Annotated in this window: 16 protein-coding genes; 3 read left to right on the top strand and 13 right to left on the bottom strand. The window is 71.1% G+C overall.

What is annotated here, in order from left to right; translation table 11 throughout:
* Positions 1 to 4: 4 nt before the first annotated feature.
* From ACYQ78_RS04185 to ACYQ78_RS04150, 8 genes are read right to left on the bottom strand one after another with little or no spacing between them, the layout of a single operon-like run.
* The gene (locus ACYQ78_RS04185; RefSeq protein ID WP_459799313.1) at positions 5 to 1,192 is read right to left on the bottom strand and encodes an endonuclease/exonuclease/phosphatase family protein; all 1,188 of its coding nucleotides are present in this window, start codon (positions 1,190 to 1,192) and stop codon (positions 5 to 7) included.
* Positions 1,189 to 2,154, bottom strand: a complete 966-nt coding sequence (locus ACYQ78_RS04180) for a class I SAM-dependent methyltransferase (RefSeq protein ID WP_459799312.1) — start codon at positions 2,152 to 2,154, stop codon at positions 1,189 to 1,191. The genes ACYQ78_RS04185 and ACYQ78_RS04180 overlap by 4 nt, the downstream gene beginning before the upstream one ends.
* Positions 2,151 to 3,095 carry a lysylphosphatidylglycerol synthase domain-containing protein gene (locus ACYQ78_RS04175; protein WP_459799311.1) on the bottom strand — a complete coding sequence of 315 codons (945 nt, stop codon included), beginning with the start codon at positions 3,093 to 3,095 and terminating at the stop codon, positions 2,151 to 2,153. Before ACYQ78_RS04175 ends, ACYQ78_RS04180 begins: the two co-directional genes overlap by 4 nt.
* Complete coding sequence (locus ACYQ78_RS04170; protein ID WP_459799310.1) at positions 3,092 to 4,096, bottom strand: glycosyltransferase family 2 protein; 1,005 nt, start codon at positions 4,094 to 4,096, stop codon at positions 3,092 to 3,094. Before ACYQ78_RS04170 ends, ACYQ78_RS04175 begins: the two co-directional genes overlap by 4 nt.
* A 3-nt stretch (positions 4,097 to 4,099) precedes the next feature.
* On the bottom strand, positions 4,100 to 5,038 hold the full coding sequence (locus ACYQ78_RS04165; protein ID WP_459799309.1) for a glycosyltransferase family 2 protein: 939 nt from the start codon (positions 5,036 to 5,038) through the stop codon (positions 4,100 to 4,102).
* Positions 5,035 to 5,985, bottom strand: a complete 951-nt coding sequence (locus tag ACYQ78_RS04160; protein WP_459799308.1) for a UbiA prenyltransferase family protein — start codon at positions 5,983 to 5,985, stop codon at positions 5,035 to 5,037. The genes ACYQ78_RS04165 and ACYQ78_RS04160 overlap by 4 nt, the downstream gene beginning before the upstream one ends.
* A 9-nt stretch (positions 5,986 to 5,994) precedes the next feature.
* Positions 5,995 to 6,999: an NAD-dependent epimerase/dehydratase family protein gene (locus tag ACYQ78_RS04155; RefSeq protein ID WP_459799307.1), complete on the bottom strand. Its 1,005-nt coding sequence runs from the start codon at positions 6,997 to 6,999 to the stop codon at positions 5,995 to 5,997.
* Positions 6,987 to 8,396 (bottom strand): aspartate aminotransferase family protein, encoded by a 1,410-nt coding sequence (locus ACYQ78_RS04150; protein ID WP_459799306.1) that lies wholly within the window; start codon positions 8,394 to 8,396, stop codon positions 6,987 to 6,989. The genes ACYQ78_RS04155 and ACYQ78_RS04150 overlap by 13 nt, the downstream gene beginning before the upstream one ends.
* 121 nt (positions 8,397 to 8,517) lie before the next feature.
* Here ACYQ78_RS04150 and ACYQ78_RS04145 point away from each other — a divergent pair, with 121 nt between their 5' ends.
* Complete coding sequence (locus tag ACYQ78_RS04145; RefSeq protein ID WP_459799305.1) at positions 8,518 to 10,653, top strand: AfsR/SARP family transcriptional regulator; 2,136 nt, start codon at positions 8,518 to 8,520, stop codon at positions 10,651 to 10,653.
* A gap of 31 nt (positions 10,654 to 10,684) precedes the next feature.
* Here the strand turns inward: ACYQ78_RS04145 and ACYQ78_RS04140 are convergent, their stop codons facing one another.
* Positions 10,685 to 11,248: a hypothetical protein gene (locus ACYQ78_RS04140; RefSeq protein WP_459799304.1), complete on the bottom strand. Its 564-nt coding sequence runs from the start codon at positions 11,246 to 11,248 to the stop codon at positions 10,685 to 10,687.
* Positions 11,249 to 11,411: 163 nt separating this feature from the next.
* Between ACYQ78_RS04140 and ACYQ78_RS04135 the strand changes: the two genes are divergently transcribed.
* Positions 11,412 to 12,092 (top strand): GNAT family N-acetyltransferase, encoded by a 681-nt coding sequence (locus ACYQ78_RS04135; protein WP_459799303.1) that lies wholly within the window; start codon positions 11,412 to 11,414, stop codon positions 12,090 to 12,092.
* 2 nt (positions 12,093 to 12,094) lie between these two features.
* The gene (locus ACYQ78_RS04130; protein ID WP_459799302.1) at positions 12,095 to 13,060 is read left to right on the top strand and encodes a ThiF family adenylyltransferase; all 966 of its coding nucleotides are present in this window, start codon (positions 12,095 to 12,097) and stop codon (positions 13,058 to 13,060) included.
* Here the strand turns inward: ACYQ78_RS04130 and ACYQ78_RS04125 are convergent.
* The 4 genes from ACYQ78_RS04125 to ACYQ78_RS04110 all read right to left on the bottom strand — a co-directional run bounded on the left by ACYQ78_RS04125 (position 13,032) and on the right by ACYQ78_RS04110 (position 15,696).
* Positions 13,032 to 14,228, bottom strand: coding sequence for an exonuclease domain-containing protein (locus tag ACYQ78_RS04125; protein ID WP_459799301.1), 1,197 nt, complete (start codon positions 14,226 to 14,228; stop codon positions 13,032 to 13,034). The two genes, ACYQ78_RS04130 and ACYQ78_RS04125, sit on opposite strands and share 29 nt — an antisense overlap.
* Before the next feature lie 144 nt (positions 14,229 to 14,372).
* Positions 14,373 to 14,564: a hypothetical protein gene (locus ACYQ78_RS04120; RefSeq protein WP_066361870.1), complete on the bottom strand. Its 192-nt coding sequence runs from the start codon at positions 14,562 to 14,564 to the stop codon at positions 14,373 to 14,375.
* 5 nt (positions 14,565 to 14,569) lie between these two features.
* Positions 14,570 to 15,127 carry a hypothetical protein gene (locus ACYQ78_RS04115; RefSeq protein ID WP_459799300.1) on the bottom strand — a complete coding sequence of 186 codons (558 nt, stop codon included), beginning with the start codon at positions 15,125 to 15,127 and terminating at the stop codon, positions 14,570 to 14,572.
* Positions 15,127 to 15,696 carry a hypothetical protein gene (locus tag ACYQ78_RS04110; RefSeq protein ID WP_459799299.1) on the bottom strand — a complete coding sequence of 190 codons (570 nt, stop codon included), beginning with the start codon at positions 15,694 to 15,696 and terminating at the stop codon, positions 15,127 to 15,129. Before ACYQ78_RS04110 ends, ACYQ78_RS04115 begins: the two co-directional genes overlap by 1 nt.
* Between the last annotated feature and the right edge of the window lie 16 nt (positions 15,697 to 15,712).

Genomic DNA, 15,712 nt, shown 5'->3' with positions numbered 1-15,712 from the left:
GTGGTCAGGCCTCCGAGATGAGCAGTTCCTGCAGGTGGTGGGTGGACAGGCCGTCCGGTGAGCGCACGTCGTAGTGGTGTACGGCCAGGTCGGGTGAGGTGAAGGTCCAGTCCATGCGCCACAGGCGCAGACCGGCGAAGGACAGGGTCGCCGGGTAGCGGGGGCCTTCCGCGGCGGTGAGCCCGTCCATGGCGCGCAGGTGGCCCATGCCGGGCAGGGCGTTGAAGTTCCCCGAGGCCAGGATCGGGTTCGCGTTGGCGGCGATGTCGGCGGCGAGGGCGTCGAACTGGACCTTGCGCCCGGCGTCGAGCGTCTCGATCGCCTGGTAGAAGCGCGGGGAGAGCGGGCTCGCGCTCAGGTAGAGCATGTCGAACAGGTGCACGTTGTAGACCGAGACGGTCCGCCCGCCGAGGGTGAGGTCGGTGCGCAGCGCCGCGTGCCGCCAGTTCGGCGCGTACGGATTGAGCGCCTCCCCCACCGCCTTCTGGGCGGCCACCGGAAAGCGGGAGACCGTGAGCAGCCCGTCGAGCGCGACGATCTGGTAACCGGGGAACTCGCGCCGCAGCACGTCGGCGTCGTCGATGGAAGTGGGCGCGCCGGGCCCGCAGCCCGAGTGCTCCTGGAGCAGGTAGAGGTCGGCCTTCCGCTCCTTGAGGTAGCGGTAGAAGTGGCCGGGGTCGTTGTCGGTGTTCCAGCAGTAGGTGTCCCACGAGACCACCCGCACCGCGCCGGCCGGGACGGGACCGCCGCCCCCGCCGAAGTAGACCCCGGCCTGGGTCGCGCCGAGCGCCAGCGCCGCCGCGGCGAGCCCGGCCGTCCACCACCGCGTCGTGGCCGTGAACGGCACCGCGGCCAGCAGCAGCAGCGGCGTGGCGAGGAACAGCAGCGGCGGGATCACCAGGTCGGGGACGACCCACAGCCAGGTCCGCCCGCTGAACGCCCACCGCGCCGCGATGAGCACCAGAGCCGACGCCGCCAGGCTCACCACCGCCCGGTCGGGCCACGACGGAACCCGGCGCCGCAGCGCCAGCATCGGCACCGCCGCGACGACCAGCAGCGGGACGGCGAAGAACACCACCAGCGGCGCCCCGCCGCCCCACCACCAGAAGTCCCCGCTCAGCCAGTTGACCAGCGTGACCACCAGCCAGACCGCCGCGACGGCGACGGCGGTCCGGCGGACGATTCTGATCATGAGGGCCGGAACCAGAACGACGCGGGCAGGTAGTGCTCGGTGACCGACAGCCGCTCCCACAGGGGCCGCAGCAGGTCGCGCAGCGCCGGGTCGTCGTGGACGAACGCGCTGGGCAGTTCGACGTCGTGGCGGGCGGGGTCGCCGAGCAGGAAGGCGGCGAGCAGATACTGCTCGGAGTAGTGCCGCCAGCGCCACTCGGGCGGGTAGTCGAAGGGGAGCATGATGTCGTGCAGGTGCACCAGCACGCCGGGCGGCAGCAGCGGCAGCACCTCGAAGAAGAACACGGTCACGTCGGAGCCCATGAGCACCCGGTGAGACCCGTCGAGGAACACGATGTCACCGGGCTCCAGGTCGGCGAAGATCGCCAGGTCCGCGCGCTCCAGCGGGCTGCGGACGGTGACGTCGCACAGCGCGTCGACGTTCGCGCGGGGCGCCGGGTCGATCGAGGTGATCCGGGTGCGCAGGCCGTGGTCGTCGATGGCCCGGCGGGCGAACTTGGTCGAGTTGCCCGAGCCGATCTCGACGTACCGGCCGGGGTTGGTCTCGACGAGCAGGCCGTAGAGGCCGAGGGCGTCGAGCGGCGGCAGCCACCCGTTGTCCCAGTAGGGCGTGGTGCCCTTCGGCCGGTCGCGCAGCGGGATCTCGGCCAGGCTGGGCGCGAGGTCCGCGAACCGGCCGAGCCGGTCGGCGTACCGGGCCCGGTTCTTCTCTATCTGGACGGTCAGCTCCGGGTGCGCCGGCCTCCCGTGCCCGAAGCGCGGTTCCGGATGGATCGGGTGGTCGATGAAGATCGGGCGGCGCAGCCCGAAGGCCGACAGCACCGTCCCGTGCACGGCCGGATGCCGTTCCAGCCACGCGAGCGGCCGGTCGGCGAACGGGACGGCGCCGAGCATCCGCATCAGCGCCCCGGACACCGGCCCCGCCTGGACCTGCCGGGTGAGGTGCTTGAGCTGTGACGTCATGACGACACACCTTCCGTGAGAGGGGCGGTCCGCGACCGCCAGGCCAGGAACGCCAGGACGACGGCGGTCGCCCCGACGTCGACGACGGTGACCAGGACGCGGCTCAGCGCGACCAGGATGATGAGGGCGGGCCCGGTGAGCAGGGTGGCGAGGGTCAGCCCGAGCACGACCTCCCGGGGGCCGAGCCCCGAGGGCATCACCAGCGTGAAGATCCCGGCGACGGTGGAGAGCGCGAACCCGCCGACCCCCACCGACAGTGCCCCGGCGGGCGGGGCGCCGAGCGCGATCGCGAGCACGCCGACGTGCAGCCCGCTGATCAGCCAGCCGACGACCATCAGGCCGGTGACGGTGAACAGCGTCCGCCGCCCCGGCAGGGCCACGGGGTCTCCGCCGCCCCGGCGCAGGATCCGCTGGGCCGTGCCGAGCAGCCGTCCCAGCAATTGGGGCGCCGCCAGCGGCACGAGCGCGGCGCCCAGCACCGGCAGCAGCGCCCACCAGATCGCGTCGGCCGCCACCAGCCACGGCAGCGCGACCAGCCCGACCACGAGCCCGGCCACCACGCCGAGCCCCTGGGTCGCCACGAACGCCCCGGCCAGGCGCCCGGCGGGTTCGCCGAGCGAGCGGCCCATCGCCGCGTGGGCGACGGCCGGCCAGACCCCGCCGGGCAGATAGCGGGTGATGCCGGCCAGGAAGAACACCCGGGCCGCGACCGGGAGGGACAGCCGGGTGCCCAGGTCGGCCAGCAGCAGCCGCCAGCCGAAGAACCCGGGCAGGCCGCCGACCGACGCGAGGACAGCCGCCAGGATCGCGGTCGACCATCCGACCTGCCGCAGGCTGTCGCCGACGTCGTGCCGGACCCGCCAGAGCTGGTAGCCCAGGAAGGCCAGCACGAGCACGACGGCGGCCGTGCGCAGCACCGAGAAGACGCCGGCCCGGGTCACGCGGGCACCCGGGTGTACAGGCGGCGGAACGAGCGCGAGGTCAGCCATTGGAGGATGCCGACGCCCGCCCCGGCGGCGATGGTCAGGTTGATGACGAAGTGCATGGCGAGAAAGAACGCGGTGAAGGCGGGCCCCCGGCTGTTCAGGACGAACCGGTACATCCGCCGGTCGACCGCGACGAACGAGACGAACAGCAGCAGGGGCAGCACGGCCGTCCAGAGCAGGCCGGTGAGCAGCGGCAGCGGCGACGTGACCAGGGTGAGCGCGGCGGCCAGGCTGGCGCCCGACTCCGGCGACCCGATCACCCCGGCGGCGTAGCGCCTCTGGAGGAAGAACGGCACGTGCATCCGCGTGCGGGTGAAGACCTTCCACGTCGCGATCCGCAGCGTGGCGTCGTCGTCGTGGCGGCCGCGTACGGCCGAGGTGAGGACCACCTTGTAGCGTTCGGCGAGGCGTTCGCCCACGTCGGCGCCCTCCGACTGGGTCAGCACCTCGGTCCACGGCCCGACCTCGGCCCACACGGCGGCGGGCACCGCGATGATCGCGACCGGCAGGAACCCCGAGATCGGGCCCTCGGCGACCAGATACCAGTAGTGCCGGTAGAGGGTCCGGTATTCGCGGATCAGGTTGCCCCGGTTGAGCGGGATCGCCTCGTAGTTGCCACAGACCGCACCGAGTTCGGGGTCGGCGGCGAGCATCGCGACCGCCTCGGCGACGGCGTCCCGGGCGAGGGCCACGTCGGAGTCGAGGAAGAACAGCACCTCGCCCCGGGCGTGGTCGACGCCGAGGTTGCGGGCCACCGACACCCCCCCGTTCCTGGGGGTGCTGAGCGGCTCGATCCCGATCGACCGGGCGACGGCCACGGAGTCGTCGGTGCTGCAGTCGTCCACCAGGACGATCTCCACGTTCGGGTAGGTCTGCGCCAGCACCGACTCCAGGCACTGCCGGAGCACGGCGCCGTAGTTGTAGTTGGGGATGATCACGGACACCAGCGGTGTCATCGTTCACCAGCCTTTCGCGGGACGGCGCACCCATCCCGTGGCGGCCCCGGTGAGCAGGGCGGTGTGGACGAGGAAGTGCGTCGCGAGGAAGAACACCAGGAAGGCGGGCCCGCGCTCGCGCAGCACGAACCGCGCCAGCGGCGGATCGGCGCACGCGAACGCCAGGAAGAACAGGGCGGCCAGCGGCGGGACCGGCAGGGTGACCAGCGTGAGCGCGGCGGCCAGCACCCCGCCCGCCTTGTTGATCTTGAGTGCGCCGGGGCGCATCCGGTTGCGGGCCGAGAAGCGGAGGAACCGCGCCCGCTTGAACTGCTCGGTGAGCAGGGGCCACAGCCGGTCGGCCTCGTCGTGCCGGCCGGTGACCTCCCCGGACAGCCGGATGCGGTGGCGGGTCAGCAGGCGTTCGCTGTACTCGTCGTCTTCCGCGGCCCGCAGGTCGACGTCGAAGGGACCGGCCGCCTCGAACACCCGCCGGGGCAGCGCCGCCAAGGCGAAGACCGCCGTCGCGGTGAGACCGGCCCCCCGGCTGAGGGCGTGGTGCATGTGGAGGGTGCGGTAGACCTCGACGGGGCCGTCGTCGATGAGCGGCGCCTTGTCGTACACCCCGTAGACACAGCCGAGACCGGGGTCGGTGGCGAGCAGGCGCACGGCGGCGGCCACCGCGCCGGGCGCGAGCCCGACGTCGGAGTCGAGGAAGAACAGCACCTCGCCGTCGCTCACCGCGGCGCCGGCGTTCCGGGCCGCCGACACCCCCTGGTTGTACGGCTGTGCGACCACCCGGCACGGATACTCCGCCGCGATGGCCCGGGTGTCGTCGGTGCTGGCGTCGTCGACGACGATCACTTCGAGGGGACGGTGGGTCTGCGCCAGCGCCGACTCCAGGCAGAGCCGGAGCGTCTTGGCGGCGTTGTGCGCCGGAACGACGACGGAGACGAGGGTCATCGCGTCTCCTGGAGGAGGGCGGCGGCCAGCGCCGGGTTCCGGGCGAGCACGAGAGCGGTTCCGACCACGATCGCCAGCCCCGCCCCGGTGACCGCGAGCCCCCGGTCGCCGAGCAGCCCCCGCACCGGATCGCCCCCGCCACCCTCGACCAGCACCACCTGGAGGTAGCGGAACAGCGCGAACAGGGCGAACGGCGTGGCCAGCATCGTCACCACCGCCGCGTACGGCCCGAGCGGCGCCTCGGTCCGCAGGTAGAGCAGCCCCGCGACGGCCGACAGCACCGCCGCGAGCTGGAGCAGGTGATCGGTCAGCTCGACCGAGTAGCCGCGCAGCGCGGGCCGGTGGTCGGGCCCGCTCTCCACCAGCTCCCGGCGCCGTTTCCCGACGATGAGCAGCAGCGACAGCGCGAACACCGTCACCACCAGCCATCCGGAGACCGGCTCGCCGAGCGCGGCGTAGCCCTGCACGACCCGCAGCGCGAACCCGAGCGCGACCGCGCCCACGTCGATCAGCGGCACGTGCTTGAGCCGGCGGCTGTAGGCGACGTTCAGCACCACATAGGCGAGCAGCGGCCAGTAGGGGCGGCCCGGCCCGGCCGCGATCAGCAGAGCGAGCACCACCAGCAGCGCGGTGCGGAGCAGGTGGGCGGTCCGCACCGAGATACGCCCGGCGGCGATCGGCCGGTGCCGCTTGACCGGATGCAGCCGGTCGCGGTGCCGGTCGGCCAGGTCGTTGCCGATGTAGACGCAGGCCCCCGCCAGGATGAACCCGGCGACGGCCCAGCCGACGCGGCCGAGGGCGCCGAGCGTCCAGTCGCCGGTGTCCAGCAGCGGCAGCGGGACGAGCAGCAGGCTCTTCACGCTGTGCCGGGGCCTGATCAGCGCCAGCAGGTCACGGAACCGTCCCGCCGTGGCCGGTGGGGCCAGTGCGGGTTCGATGACACGCATACGCACCTCTCAGAAGAGGAACTTGGCGAGGGACAGCGCGCCCTGGCGCCAGGCGTCGCGGCTGGTCCGCCCGCCGGTCTTCTCCCTGGCGTTCGGTCGGGCGTGCTCCTTCCACCAGGCGAAGGTGCCGAGGATGGCGTCGCGGTTGGAGAAGCGCGGCGCGAAGCCGAGCCGGTCACGGGCCTTGGCGATGCTGACGTGGGAGTCGTCCAGCAGCTTGTACAGCAGCCGGTCGTACACCGGGGACAGGCCGGTGCGACCGAGCAGCCGCAGCATCGCGAGCGCCGGGGCGGCGGGCAGCGGCACCACCTTCTTGCCGTGACCGGCCGCGTCGAGCACGGCCTGGAAGTCCTCCCGCAGGGTGGCGAACTCGGCGGCGGCGATGTTGTAGGTGTCGTTCGCGACGTCGTCGGGGGCGTCGAGGACGAGCAGGATGGCGTCGACGAGGTCGTCGATGGCGAGCATCTGGATGCGGGCGCCGCCCTTGCCGAGCATCGGGAAGCCGTGCCCCTCGTCGGCCCACTCGAAGAGCATCGCGAACAGGCCCATGCGGCCGGGCCCGAGGAAGGTCTTCGGCCGGACGATCGGGACGCAGAGGCCGTCGGCGCGGAACTTCTCCGCGATCTCCTCCGCCGCCGTTTTGGCCCGGCTGTAGGGGTCGACGGGCTCGCGGGGGTGGTCCTCCGGGGTGGGGACCAGCTTCGGGAGGCCGTACACGGCGGTGGACGAGATGTGCACCACGCGCGGGACGCCCGCGTTCCTGGCGGCGGTCAGCACACTGCGGGTGCCCTCGACGATCACGCTGTGGATCTCGTCGTCGGGATAACTCGGCAACGCGGAGGCGCAGTGCACGACGGCATCGGCCCCGGCCAGGAGTTCGGTCATCCGAGCGGTGTCCCGAATGTCGGCCGCGATTCCATCGGGGCCCGGGTTCAGGTCGACCCCCGTCGCCTCGATACGACGGAGCAGGGTCGAGCCCAGCATGCCCGCGCTGCCCGTGACTACGATCCCCATCGTGGTGCCACCTTCTCCTTGACGAATCGGGTCACCAGGCGGAAGAGGCCCTGGGCGAGGGTCTGGTCGAGGCTGTCGAGGAAGTACTCGACGTCGGCCTCTTCGACCACCAGCGGTGGCGCGGCCACCATCGGGTTGCGGCCGTTGAGGGTGTAGTAGGCGTAGATCCCGTGGTCGCGGTAGAGCGCGTCGATGACGGCGCAGGTGATCAGCTTCACCCGGAAGTTGGGGTCGCGGGCCAGCCCGACCGGCGCCAGCTTCGCGGCCAGGTCGAGGATCTTCGGGCCGCCGTCCAGGAAGATCCCGTAGAGCGCGCCGGCCCCCCTGACCTCGGCGATCGTGTCGGGATGGGTCTTGCGGAGCCGTTCCAGGCCTGGGGCCAGCACGCGTTCGATGGCCCGCGCCCGCGCCGGGTAGTCGTCGTCGACGGCGATGTTGACGGCCTCGATCGCGGTGGCCGTCTCCTCGCCGAAGCCGTAGTAGGTGGTGCTGGTGCTGTTCAGCAGGGAGTCGCCGAGGTTGTCGTACGCCTTCTTGAACACCGGTTCCCGCGCGATGTAGGCGGAGATGGACGACTTCCCGCCGCCGAACGACTTGGAGGTGGTGACGACGTCCGGAACGAGCCCCGGATAGCGCATGAAGTAGAAGAGGCTGCCGGTCTTGCCCCAGCCCGTGTAGATCTCGTCGAAGATCAGCACGATGTCGCGGGCGTCGCAGAGCGCGCGCAGCCCCCGCAGGAACTCCTCGGAGCAGGCCGTCATGGTGGACGCGCTGAACGGTTCGATGAGGATCGCGTACACGTCGTCGTCGGCCATCCTCCGGACGGCGTCGAGGTCGCCGTAAGGGAAGACGTCCACGCCCGAGATGCCGGGAAAGGTGAAGTTCTGGTGGGCGCCGGTGAGGCTGCCGGAGCCGAGCAGCTTGCCGTGGAAGGCGATGTCGGCGCGCAGGATCCGCTTGCGCCGCCCCCGGTGGTATTTGTACGCCAGTTTCACCGCCCCCTCGACCGCCTCGGCGCCGGAGTTGGGGAAGAACGACATGTTGAGGTCGCCGGGCAGGAGTTGCGCGAGGTTGTGGCCGAGCGCCGCGACGTACGGCGAGAAGTAGGTCTTGTGCACCTCCATGCGCTGCCGCTCCTGGAACCGCTTGCGGGCGGCCAGGATGCGAGGGTGGTTGTGGCCGTGGTTGAGCACGCCGACCCCGCCGGTGAAGTCGAGGATCCGCCGCCCGGACCGGGTCCAGAGCCAGGCGCCCTCGGCCCGTTCGACCAGCTCCCGGCCGAACCCGAACGACGTCATCAGCGCGACCTGACTGCGGTTGACGTGCCGGCGATACAGGTCGTGGACGTCTTCCGCGCTGAGCTGCTCACACGCGTCGATGCTTATCAAATCGGACATGCCGAACACTGTGGGAGCGCCCCATCAAGCCCCGGTAAAGGCGCTGCTTAACAAAGACGGCTTATCTGATAAATGGAACATGAAGTCCCATTATGCGAACATTATGTGGTATTGCCGGTCTATGCGGTTTCGTGTCCTCGGCACACTCGAAGTCCGCTCCGACGATCACGGAGTGGTCCGGCTCGGTGCGGCCAAGCAGCGCGTCCTGCTGGCGGTCCTGCTGCTAAACGTCAACCGTCCCGTCCACGTCGACCGTCTCGTCGACGCGTTGTGGCCGCACCACCCCCCGCGCACCGCCGCCGTCGCCCTGCGGACCTACGTGTCGGCGCTCCGCCAGGTCCTCGGCCTGGCCGGACGAGTGGCGACCCCGCTGCTGTCCACCGTTCCGGGCGGCTACGAGATCCGCCTGTCCGCAGCCGACCTCGACCTGCTGACCTTCGAGGAGCTGGCCGCCCAGGGGCAGCGCGCCCTGACCGCGGGCAGACCGGGCCTGGCCTCGGAACGCCTGCGCGGCGCCCTGGGCCTGTGGCGGGGGCGTCCTTTCGAGGACGTGGCCCTGGACCCGCGCATGGGCGCGGAGCTGATCCGCTTGGAGGAGCGCAAGCTGGCCGTCCAGGAGACCTGGGTGGAATCGCAGCTCGCGCTGGGCCACCACGGCGACCTGCTGCCGGAACTGGGCGCCCTGGTGGCGGAGCAACCCCTGCGGGAGGGCCTGCACGCCCACTGGATGCTGGCGCTCTACCGCTCCGGCCGCCAGGCGGAGGCGTTGCGCGCCTACCGCGACCTGCGGCACCGGCTGATCCTGGAGCTGGGCATCGAACCCAGCCCGCCCCTGCAACGCCTGCACCACCAGATCCTCGGAGGTCACGCCGACCTGGCCGCGCCATCGGGCTCCCGGGCGTGGGTCCCGAAGGCGCTCCCCCGCGACATCGCCAGCTTCACCGGCCGGACCACCGAGATGGCGTTCCTGCACCGCATCGTGTCCGACCCGCCCGGCACCCCGGTGATCGGCGCCATCGACGGCATGGCCGGGGTGGGCAAGACGACTCTGGCCGTCCACGCCGCCCACCACCTGGCCGACCAGTACCCCGACGGGCAGCTCTTCGTCGACCTGCGCGGCTTCACCCGGGGCGGCTCGCCGATGGACCCGGCCGACGCCCTCGACCAGTTGCTCCGGGCCCTGGGCGTCCCCGCCGACCGGATCCCCCACGATCCGGACGCCCGCGCGGCGTTGTACCGGACGTGGCTGGCGGGCAAACGCGTCCTCGTCCTGCTGGACAACGCGGCGACGGAGGCCCAGGTGCGCCCGCTGCTTCCCAGCTCACCGAACTGCCTGGTCCTGATCACGAGCCGCCGCCGACTGGCGGGCCTGGAGGACATCTGCTTCCTGTCCCTGGACGTGCTGCCGCACGCCGACGCGGTGACCCTGTTCGCCCGCACGGCCGGAAGCGGCGACACCCCCGGCCTGCTCGACGAGATCGTGGACCTGTGCGGCCGATTACCCTTGGCGATCAGGATCGCCGCCGCCCGATTACGCATGCGCCCCAGCTGGACCCCCGCCCACCTCGCCGACCGCATGCGCGACCACCGGCACCGGCTGAGCGAACTGGAAGTCGGCCCCCTGAGCATCGCCGCCGCCCTCGACCTGTCGTACCACCACCTGACCCCGAACCAGCAGGACATGTACCGCCTGCTCGGCCTCCATCCGGGGCCCGACATCGAGCGCTACGCGGCCGCCGCCCTGGTCGGAACCACCCCCGAACACGCCGCTCGTCTCCTGGACGATCTGGTCGACGCCCACCTGCTCCAGGAGCCGGTGCCGGGGCGGTACCGGTTTCACGACCTGCCCCGGGCGCACGCCTCGGCGACGCTGGCCGACGAGGACACCGACCTGGACCGGCGGGCGGCCCTGACCCGCCTCTTCGACCACTACATCCGCACGGCGTCGACCGCGGTGACGCAGCCGTGGCTGGACGACGAACTGATCAACCTGCTGGCCATCGCCATGCACGCCGCCCGGCATGGATGGCCGGCCCATGCGCTGAACCTGTCCGCCACCATCCACCGGCATCTGCACGAACGCGCCCGCCCCCGGCACCGGACCACGGTGCACGCCGTCGAACTGGCGACGCTCTGCGACCTGGGGGACGACCATCTGGCGAAGGGACGGTTCGGCCCGGCGGCCGAGTATTTCGAACGGGCGCTGCGCATCGCCCATCCGGTGGCGGTGATCCCGGACGGGCGTCCCCGGTCGTGAAACCGGCCGGGGACGGCCGCCTCACTCAGGTTCAGGCCCGGGTCAGGTCCCAGGCGATGGCGACGGTCGTCGTGCCGGACTTGCCGTAGGTGGCGATCCGGAGCGACGTGCCGGGCACGCACGTGTACGTGCCCTTACGGGGGATCGCGCCGAGGTCCTCGTTGCGGGCCACCGCGTTGCGGAGCGGGCCGGTGAAGCCCTTGCCGCCGACGCGGATCAGGGTGGCACCGCCCGTGCCGGTCCGGGGCTTGAGGGCGACCTTGCCGTGGAGGTTGGGCCCGTAGCCGCCGAAGGTGTAGGTGTAGGTGTCCGCGCCGCTCATGGTGAGAGACCCGTTCGCGCCGGTCAGGGAGGCCGACGTGCCGAAGTCGTAGGCCACGATGGCCCGCTTACCCGACGGCGTGATCGTCATTCTGGTTCCGGCGCCGCCCTCGACCGAGTAGGCGACCTTCTTGCCCGCGACGTCGGCGGTGGCCCGCGCCACCGTCCACGATCCCGCCCAGCAGGGGCCGTTCGCCGCCGGGGCGGCGTGGGCCGTAGCGGGCAGCATCACGAAGGCCGCGGCCACGGTGGCCGCCGCCATCTTCTTGTACATCGTCTCTGCTTTCGCGTAGGTGGATGTGAGCTGCGGGCTGCTGCTAACTATCGGGGCGCAAGGTAACGAATGGGACAACTGAGACGATTCGGTTGGACCGTGCCACCGAAGTGTTGCGGTGGCGCTATCGCCCGATCATGGGAAAAAGGCGAGCCTTCCGACCGTGAACACCTTCCACCGGCCCGAGGTCCGCGAACTCGCCGACGTCTGCGCCGCCTGGACCGCCCGCCGCGACCTGCGCCTCCACCTCGACGACGACCTCCACACCTGGGCCGCGACCGTCTTCACCGCCATGGGCCCCGACGGCGTCAACCCCACCTTCGACCCCGCCCGCAGCCGGATCACCCCCGGCTCCGCCTTCCACCTCCAGGTCACCGACGCCCTCGGCGACGTCATCGCCTGCGGCGCGGGGAGGCTCTTCGTCACCGACGACTTCGCCCCGCTGATCGGTTCGCTCGGCCTGTGGTTCGACCCCGTCCCCGAAGGCATGAGCGCCGGGACGACACCGGACCTCCCCACCCTGTCCGGCCGGATCGGCCATGTCGGCGGGTTGTGGGTGCATCCGCGCCTACGGGGCTCGGGGCTCTCGCTGATGCTCGCCCGGCTGATCCGGGCCGTCGCCCTCGACCGGTTCGACGCCGGCTGGGACACCTGGATCACCTTCCGGCGCGGCACCGGATCCGCCTACGGCACCGCCACGACGGTCCTGTGCGTCGACGGCTTCTTCCCTCCACGCAACCGCCCCGAGCAGGTCTTCCTCAGCTACGCCACCGCCGCCCAGGTGCTCGGCGTTGTCAGGGAGACCGTCGACCTCCTCCGCGACGACCTCTACACGGTGGTGTGACCATGGACGACTGGCGCCCCGAGCTCATCGACGACCGCCGCGCGGTCAAGGAACTGCTCGAATCCGGTTCCGTACGCCGCACGCTCGACACCCTCACCGCCCCCGCCGACCACGGCACCTGGATCTGGTACCCCTGGTCAGCGGTGCTGGTCCGCACCCACCCCGCCGAGGAGTTCCGGCGCCTGCGAACCGACCGCAACCGCAACAAGATCACCGTGGACGAGCAGCAGGAGCTCGCCAGGATGCGCATCGGCGTGGTCGGACTGTCGGTCGGCAACGGCACCGCGGTCACCCTGGCCATGGAAGGTGTCGGAGGCACCTACAAGATCGCCGATTTCGATCGGCTCGATCTGACCAACCTCAACCGCATCCGCGCCGGGCTCCCCGATCTCGGGCTGCACAAGACGGTCGTGTCCGCCCGGCAGATGTTCGAGCTCGACCCCTACCTCGACATCGAACTCTTCTCCGACGGCATCCACGACGGCAACCTCGACGACTTCCTCCTCGGCGGCGGCCGGCTCGACCTGGTCGTCGAGGAGTGCGACGACCTCTACGCCAAGGTCGCCGTGCGCGAACGGGCCCGCGCCCACCGCATCCCCGTCCTGATGAGCACCAGCGACCGGGGCATGCTCGACGTCGAGCGGTTCGACCTCGAACCCGATCGGCCGATCTTCCACGGGCTGCTCGGTGAGGTCAGCGCCGACGAGCTCAAGGACCTGGAGCCCAAAGACAAGATCCGGTTCGTGCTGAACATGTTCGACGAACTCAGCCCGAGGATGAGGGCCTCGCTGCCCGAGGTCGGCAAATCGCTCGGCAGCTGGCCACAGCTCGCCTCCGACGTCGCGATGGGCGCGGGGGCCGTCGTGGACACCGCGCGCCGGCTGCTGCTCGGCGAACCCGTCCTCTCCGGGAGGTACCACCTCGATCCGGCCACGCTCGTCACCGAGGAGACCCGCCTGCACGGATGATCCGCTCGAACGCCTCCGGGGTCACGATCGGGATCCCGTAGGCGCGGGCCTTGCGGGCCTTGCCCGACAGACTGTCGGGGTCGGCGGCGACCAGCAGGCGGACCTTCTTCGTGATGTTCCCGTGCGGGACCATCGCCGCCTCCCGCGCCCTGTCCTCCCAGTACTCCCGTCCTTCGTCCATCTCCCCGGTGAACACCACCAGGTCCCCCGGACGGAGCCGGAAGCGTTCCCGCACCTCGGCAGGGGTGGCGGTGCTGGCCAGCAGCACGTCGACCCGGGCGCGGGGCAGGTGCAGGAGGTCGGCGACGCGGTCGAGTTCGCCGCGTTCGTCCGCGGTCACCACGCCGTCGGCCAGCGCGGCCGCGGCCAGGGCCGACAGGTAGTCGTTGTGGAGGCGGTCGAGGTCGCCGCGCGACAGGTCGAGGCGGGTGGCCAGATCGACGAGGGAGTCGGCTTCGGAGGCCGAGATGCGGTGGTCGAGCAGGGCGCGGTCGAGGAGAGCCAGATAGGTGTCGGCCTCCTCCCGCGCGACCGGGCGGGGCAGCCGGTCGACCAGGCGGCCCAGGAAGTGGACGTTCCTCTCGGCCGCCACGCCCCGTCGCGCCAGCGGGGCGTCGTATTCGAGGAGGTCGGGCCAGGTCAGGGCGGGGTCGGCGGTCCAGGGGCCGCCACCCGACCGCAGGAAGTGGCGTAACAGACCGGCGGCGGCGTGGGCGTCGGCCAGCGCCTCGTGGTGATTGGCGAGCGGGATTCCCGCCATTTCACAGCAGCCGGCCAGTGTGCGGGGTGGCCCGGGGAGATGGTGGGCCGATTCACGCATGGTGCAGACCCCTTCCGCGTACGGAAGAAGCGCGCCCGACCGCTCGAATTCCGACCGGAGGAAGTCCCAGTCGAAGCGCAGATTGTGGGCCACCGGGACCCGGTCCCTGAGTAACGCCATCAGGGTGCCGGAGACGTCGGCGAAGGTGGGGGCGTGCCGGATGTCCGCCGAGGTGATGCCGTGGATGTGCTGAGGGCCCAGGTCACGCTGGGGGTTGACCAGGGTGGTCCATTCGCCGGTTATGTCGCCATTTGTCGCGAGGTGGACGACACCTATTTCCACCACCCGGTCCTGCCATGAGGGGCGAAGGCCCGTGGTCTCGACATCGATGACGGCATAACCACGCATGCCCGGAAGCGTTTCATTACTGCGACGCCCGCCCCGGCGGAGTAATGGTCTTGTTATTCGCGAAGCCGTAAAGCAAAAAAGAAAGCCGCGCGGCCCTGAGCGGCCGCGCGGCCCTGTTCCTGTACGGCTTGTTCCTGTACGGGTTTACCTGCGGACCCGGCCCCGGCGCCAGGAGCCGCCGTTGCCGACGCTCGCGGTGCCGATGCCGGCCTGGTGGAGTGCCAGCAGGCACAGGCCGAGCGCGATGAGCGCGGTCAGGCCGATGCCGATGTCGGCGTTGAGAAGGTCGAGGAGGAAGGCGATCCCGAAGATGACCGCCGCGGCGATGGCCAGCATGTGACTTATCCCTTCAGCCGGTCGAACAGGTCACGGTATTCGCGCAGGGCGAGCCGGAGCTGCTCCGTGTCGTTGGTTCCGGAGTTCTTCCACTGGTCGACCAGCGACTGGCGCTTGCCGGTGAGCGCACTGAGCGCCTCGTCGATCAGCACGTCGGCCTTCTCGACCGATTCGCGCGGGTCGTCGACGAAGGCGGCCTTGATGTCCCGCCACCGCTCGTCGAAGTCGATGTCCTCGACCGTGGTGGTCTCGGCCCTGTCGAACTCGCTCTTGTCGAAGCCGGTCTCCCGGACGTCGGCCAGGTCACCGGTGGTGTCGCGGTGCGCCTCGTCGGCGGCCTCCCGCGAGGTGAAGGCGGCGTCCCCGGCCACCCCGACAGGGGCGGATTCGGCGTTCAGGTCGTCCTCGTCCTTGTCCTTGTCCCAGGTGCCGTCGGCGTTCCGGGGCTCCGGGACGATCTCGGAGGCGACCAGCTTGTCGTCATGCCGGCGCTCGTCGGCCAGGACGTCGTCCTTGTCGAGTTCGGCGGCGTTCTTCCGGTCGAAGGGGTTGTTCGTGATCATCAGCGATCGGCCTCCTTGCGGGGAGTGTGGGCGTGCACGTCGTCGTCGAGCAGTTCGTCGAAGAGGGAGCGGTAGTGGACCATGGCCTGGCGGAGATCCTCCGTCGTGGCCTCCTGACGGGCGGCCCGCCCGCTGATCTGATGGGCCTGGCGGTAGCGGTCGAGGGTCCCGGCGTGTCCGACGGACAGCACGTTCACCCGCTCCTCGAACTGCTCCGTCGGGTAGCCCCGGTCGGCCATGACGGCGGTGACCAGGGCGTCCGCCTCGGTGACGGCGAAACTCGGCGCGTCGACGAAGCGTTCCTGCACCTCCCGCCACTTCTTCGCGTACGTCTCGCGGGCCTCACCGTCGAGGGGCCGAATGTCGAGATCGGCGTACCGCGCCTCTCGATTCAGCAACTCCTGCTCGGCGTCCCTGCGGCTGTCGGTCTCCTGGACGACGCGGTCGTACTCGGGGCCGAATCGGTCCTGCAAGTGGCGCCGCCGACTCTGGCCCGCCACGACGTATCCGATGGCTCCCAGCGCCACGACGACGGCTACGACCACGACCACCCATGCGATGGCGCTCATGTCTGCCTCCGGCTGT

It is taken from the genome of Herbidospora sp. RD11066 (assembly GCF_054661255.1).
Note: the sequence above shows the minus strand (reverse complement) of the source record. Positions and strands in the feature narration are given on the sequence as shown.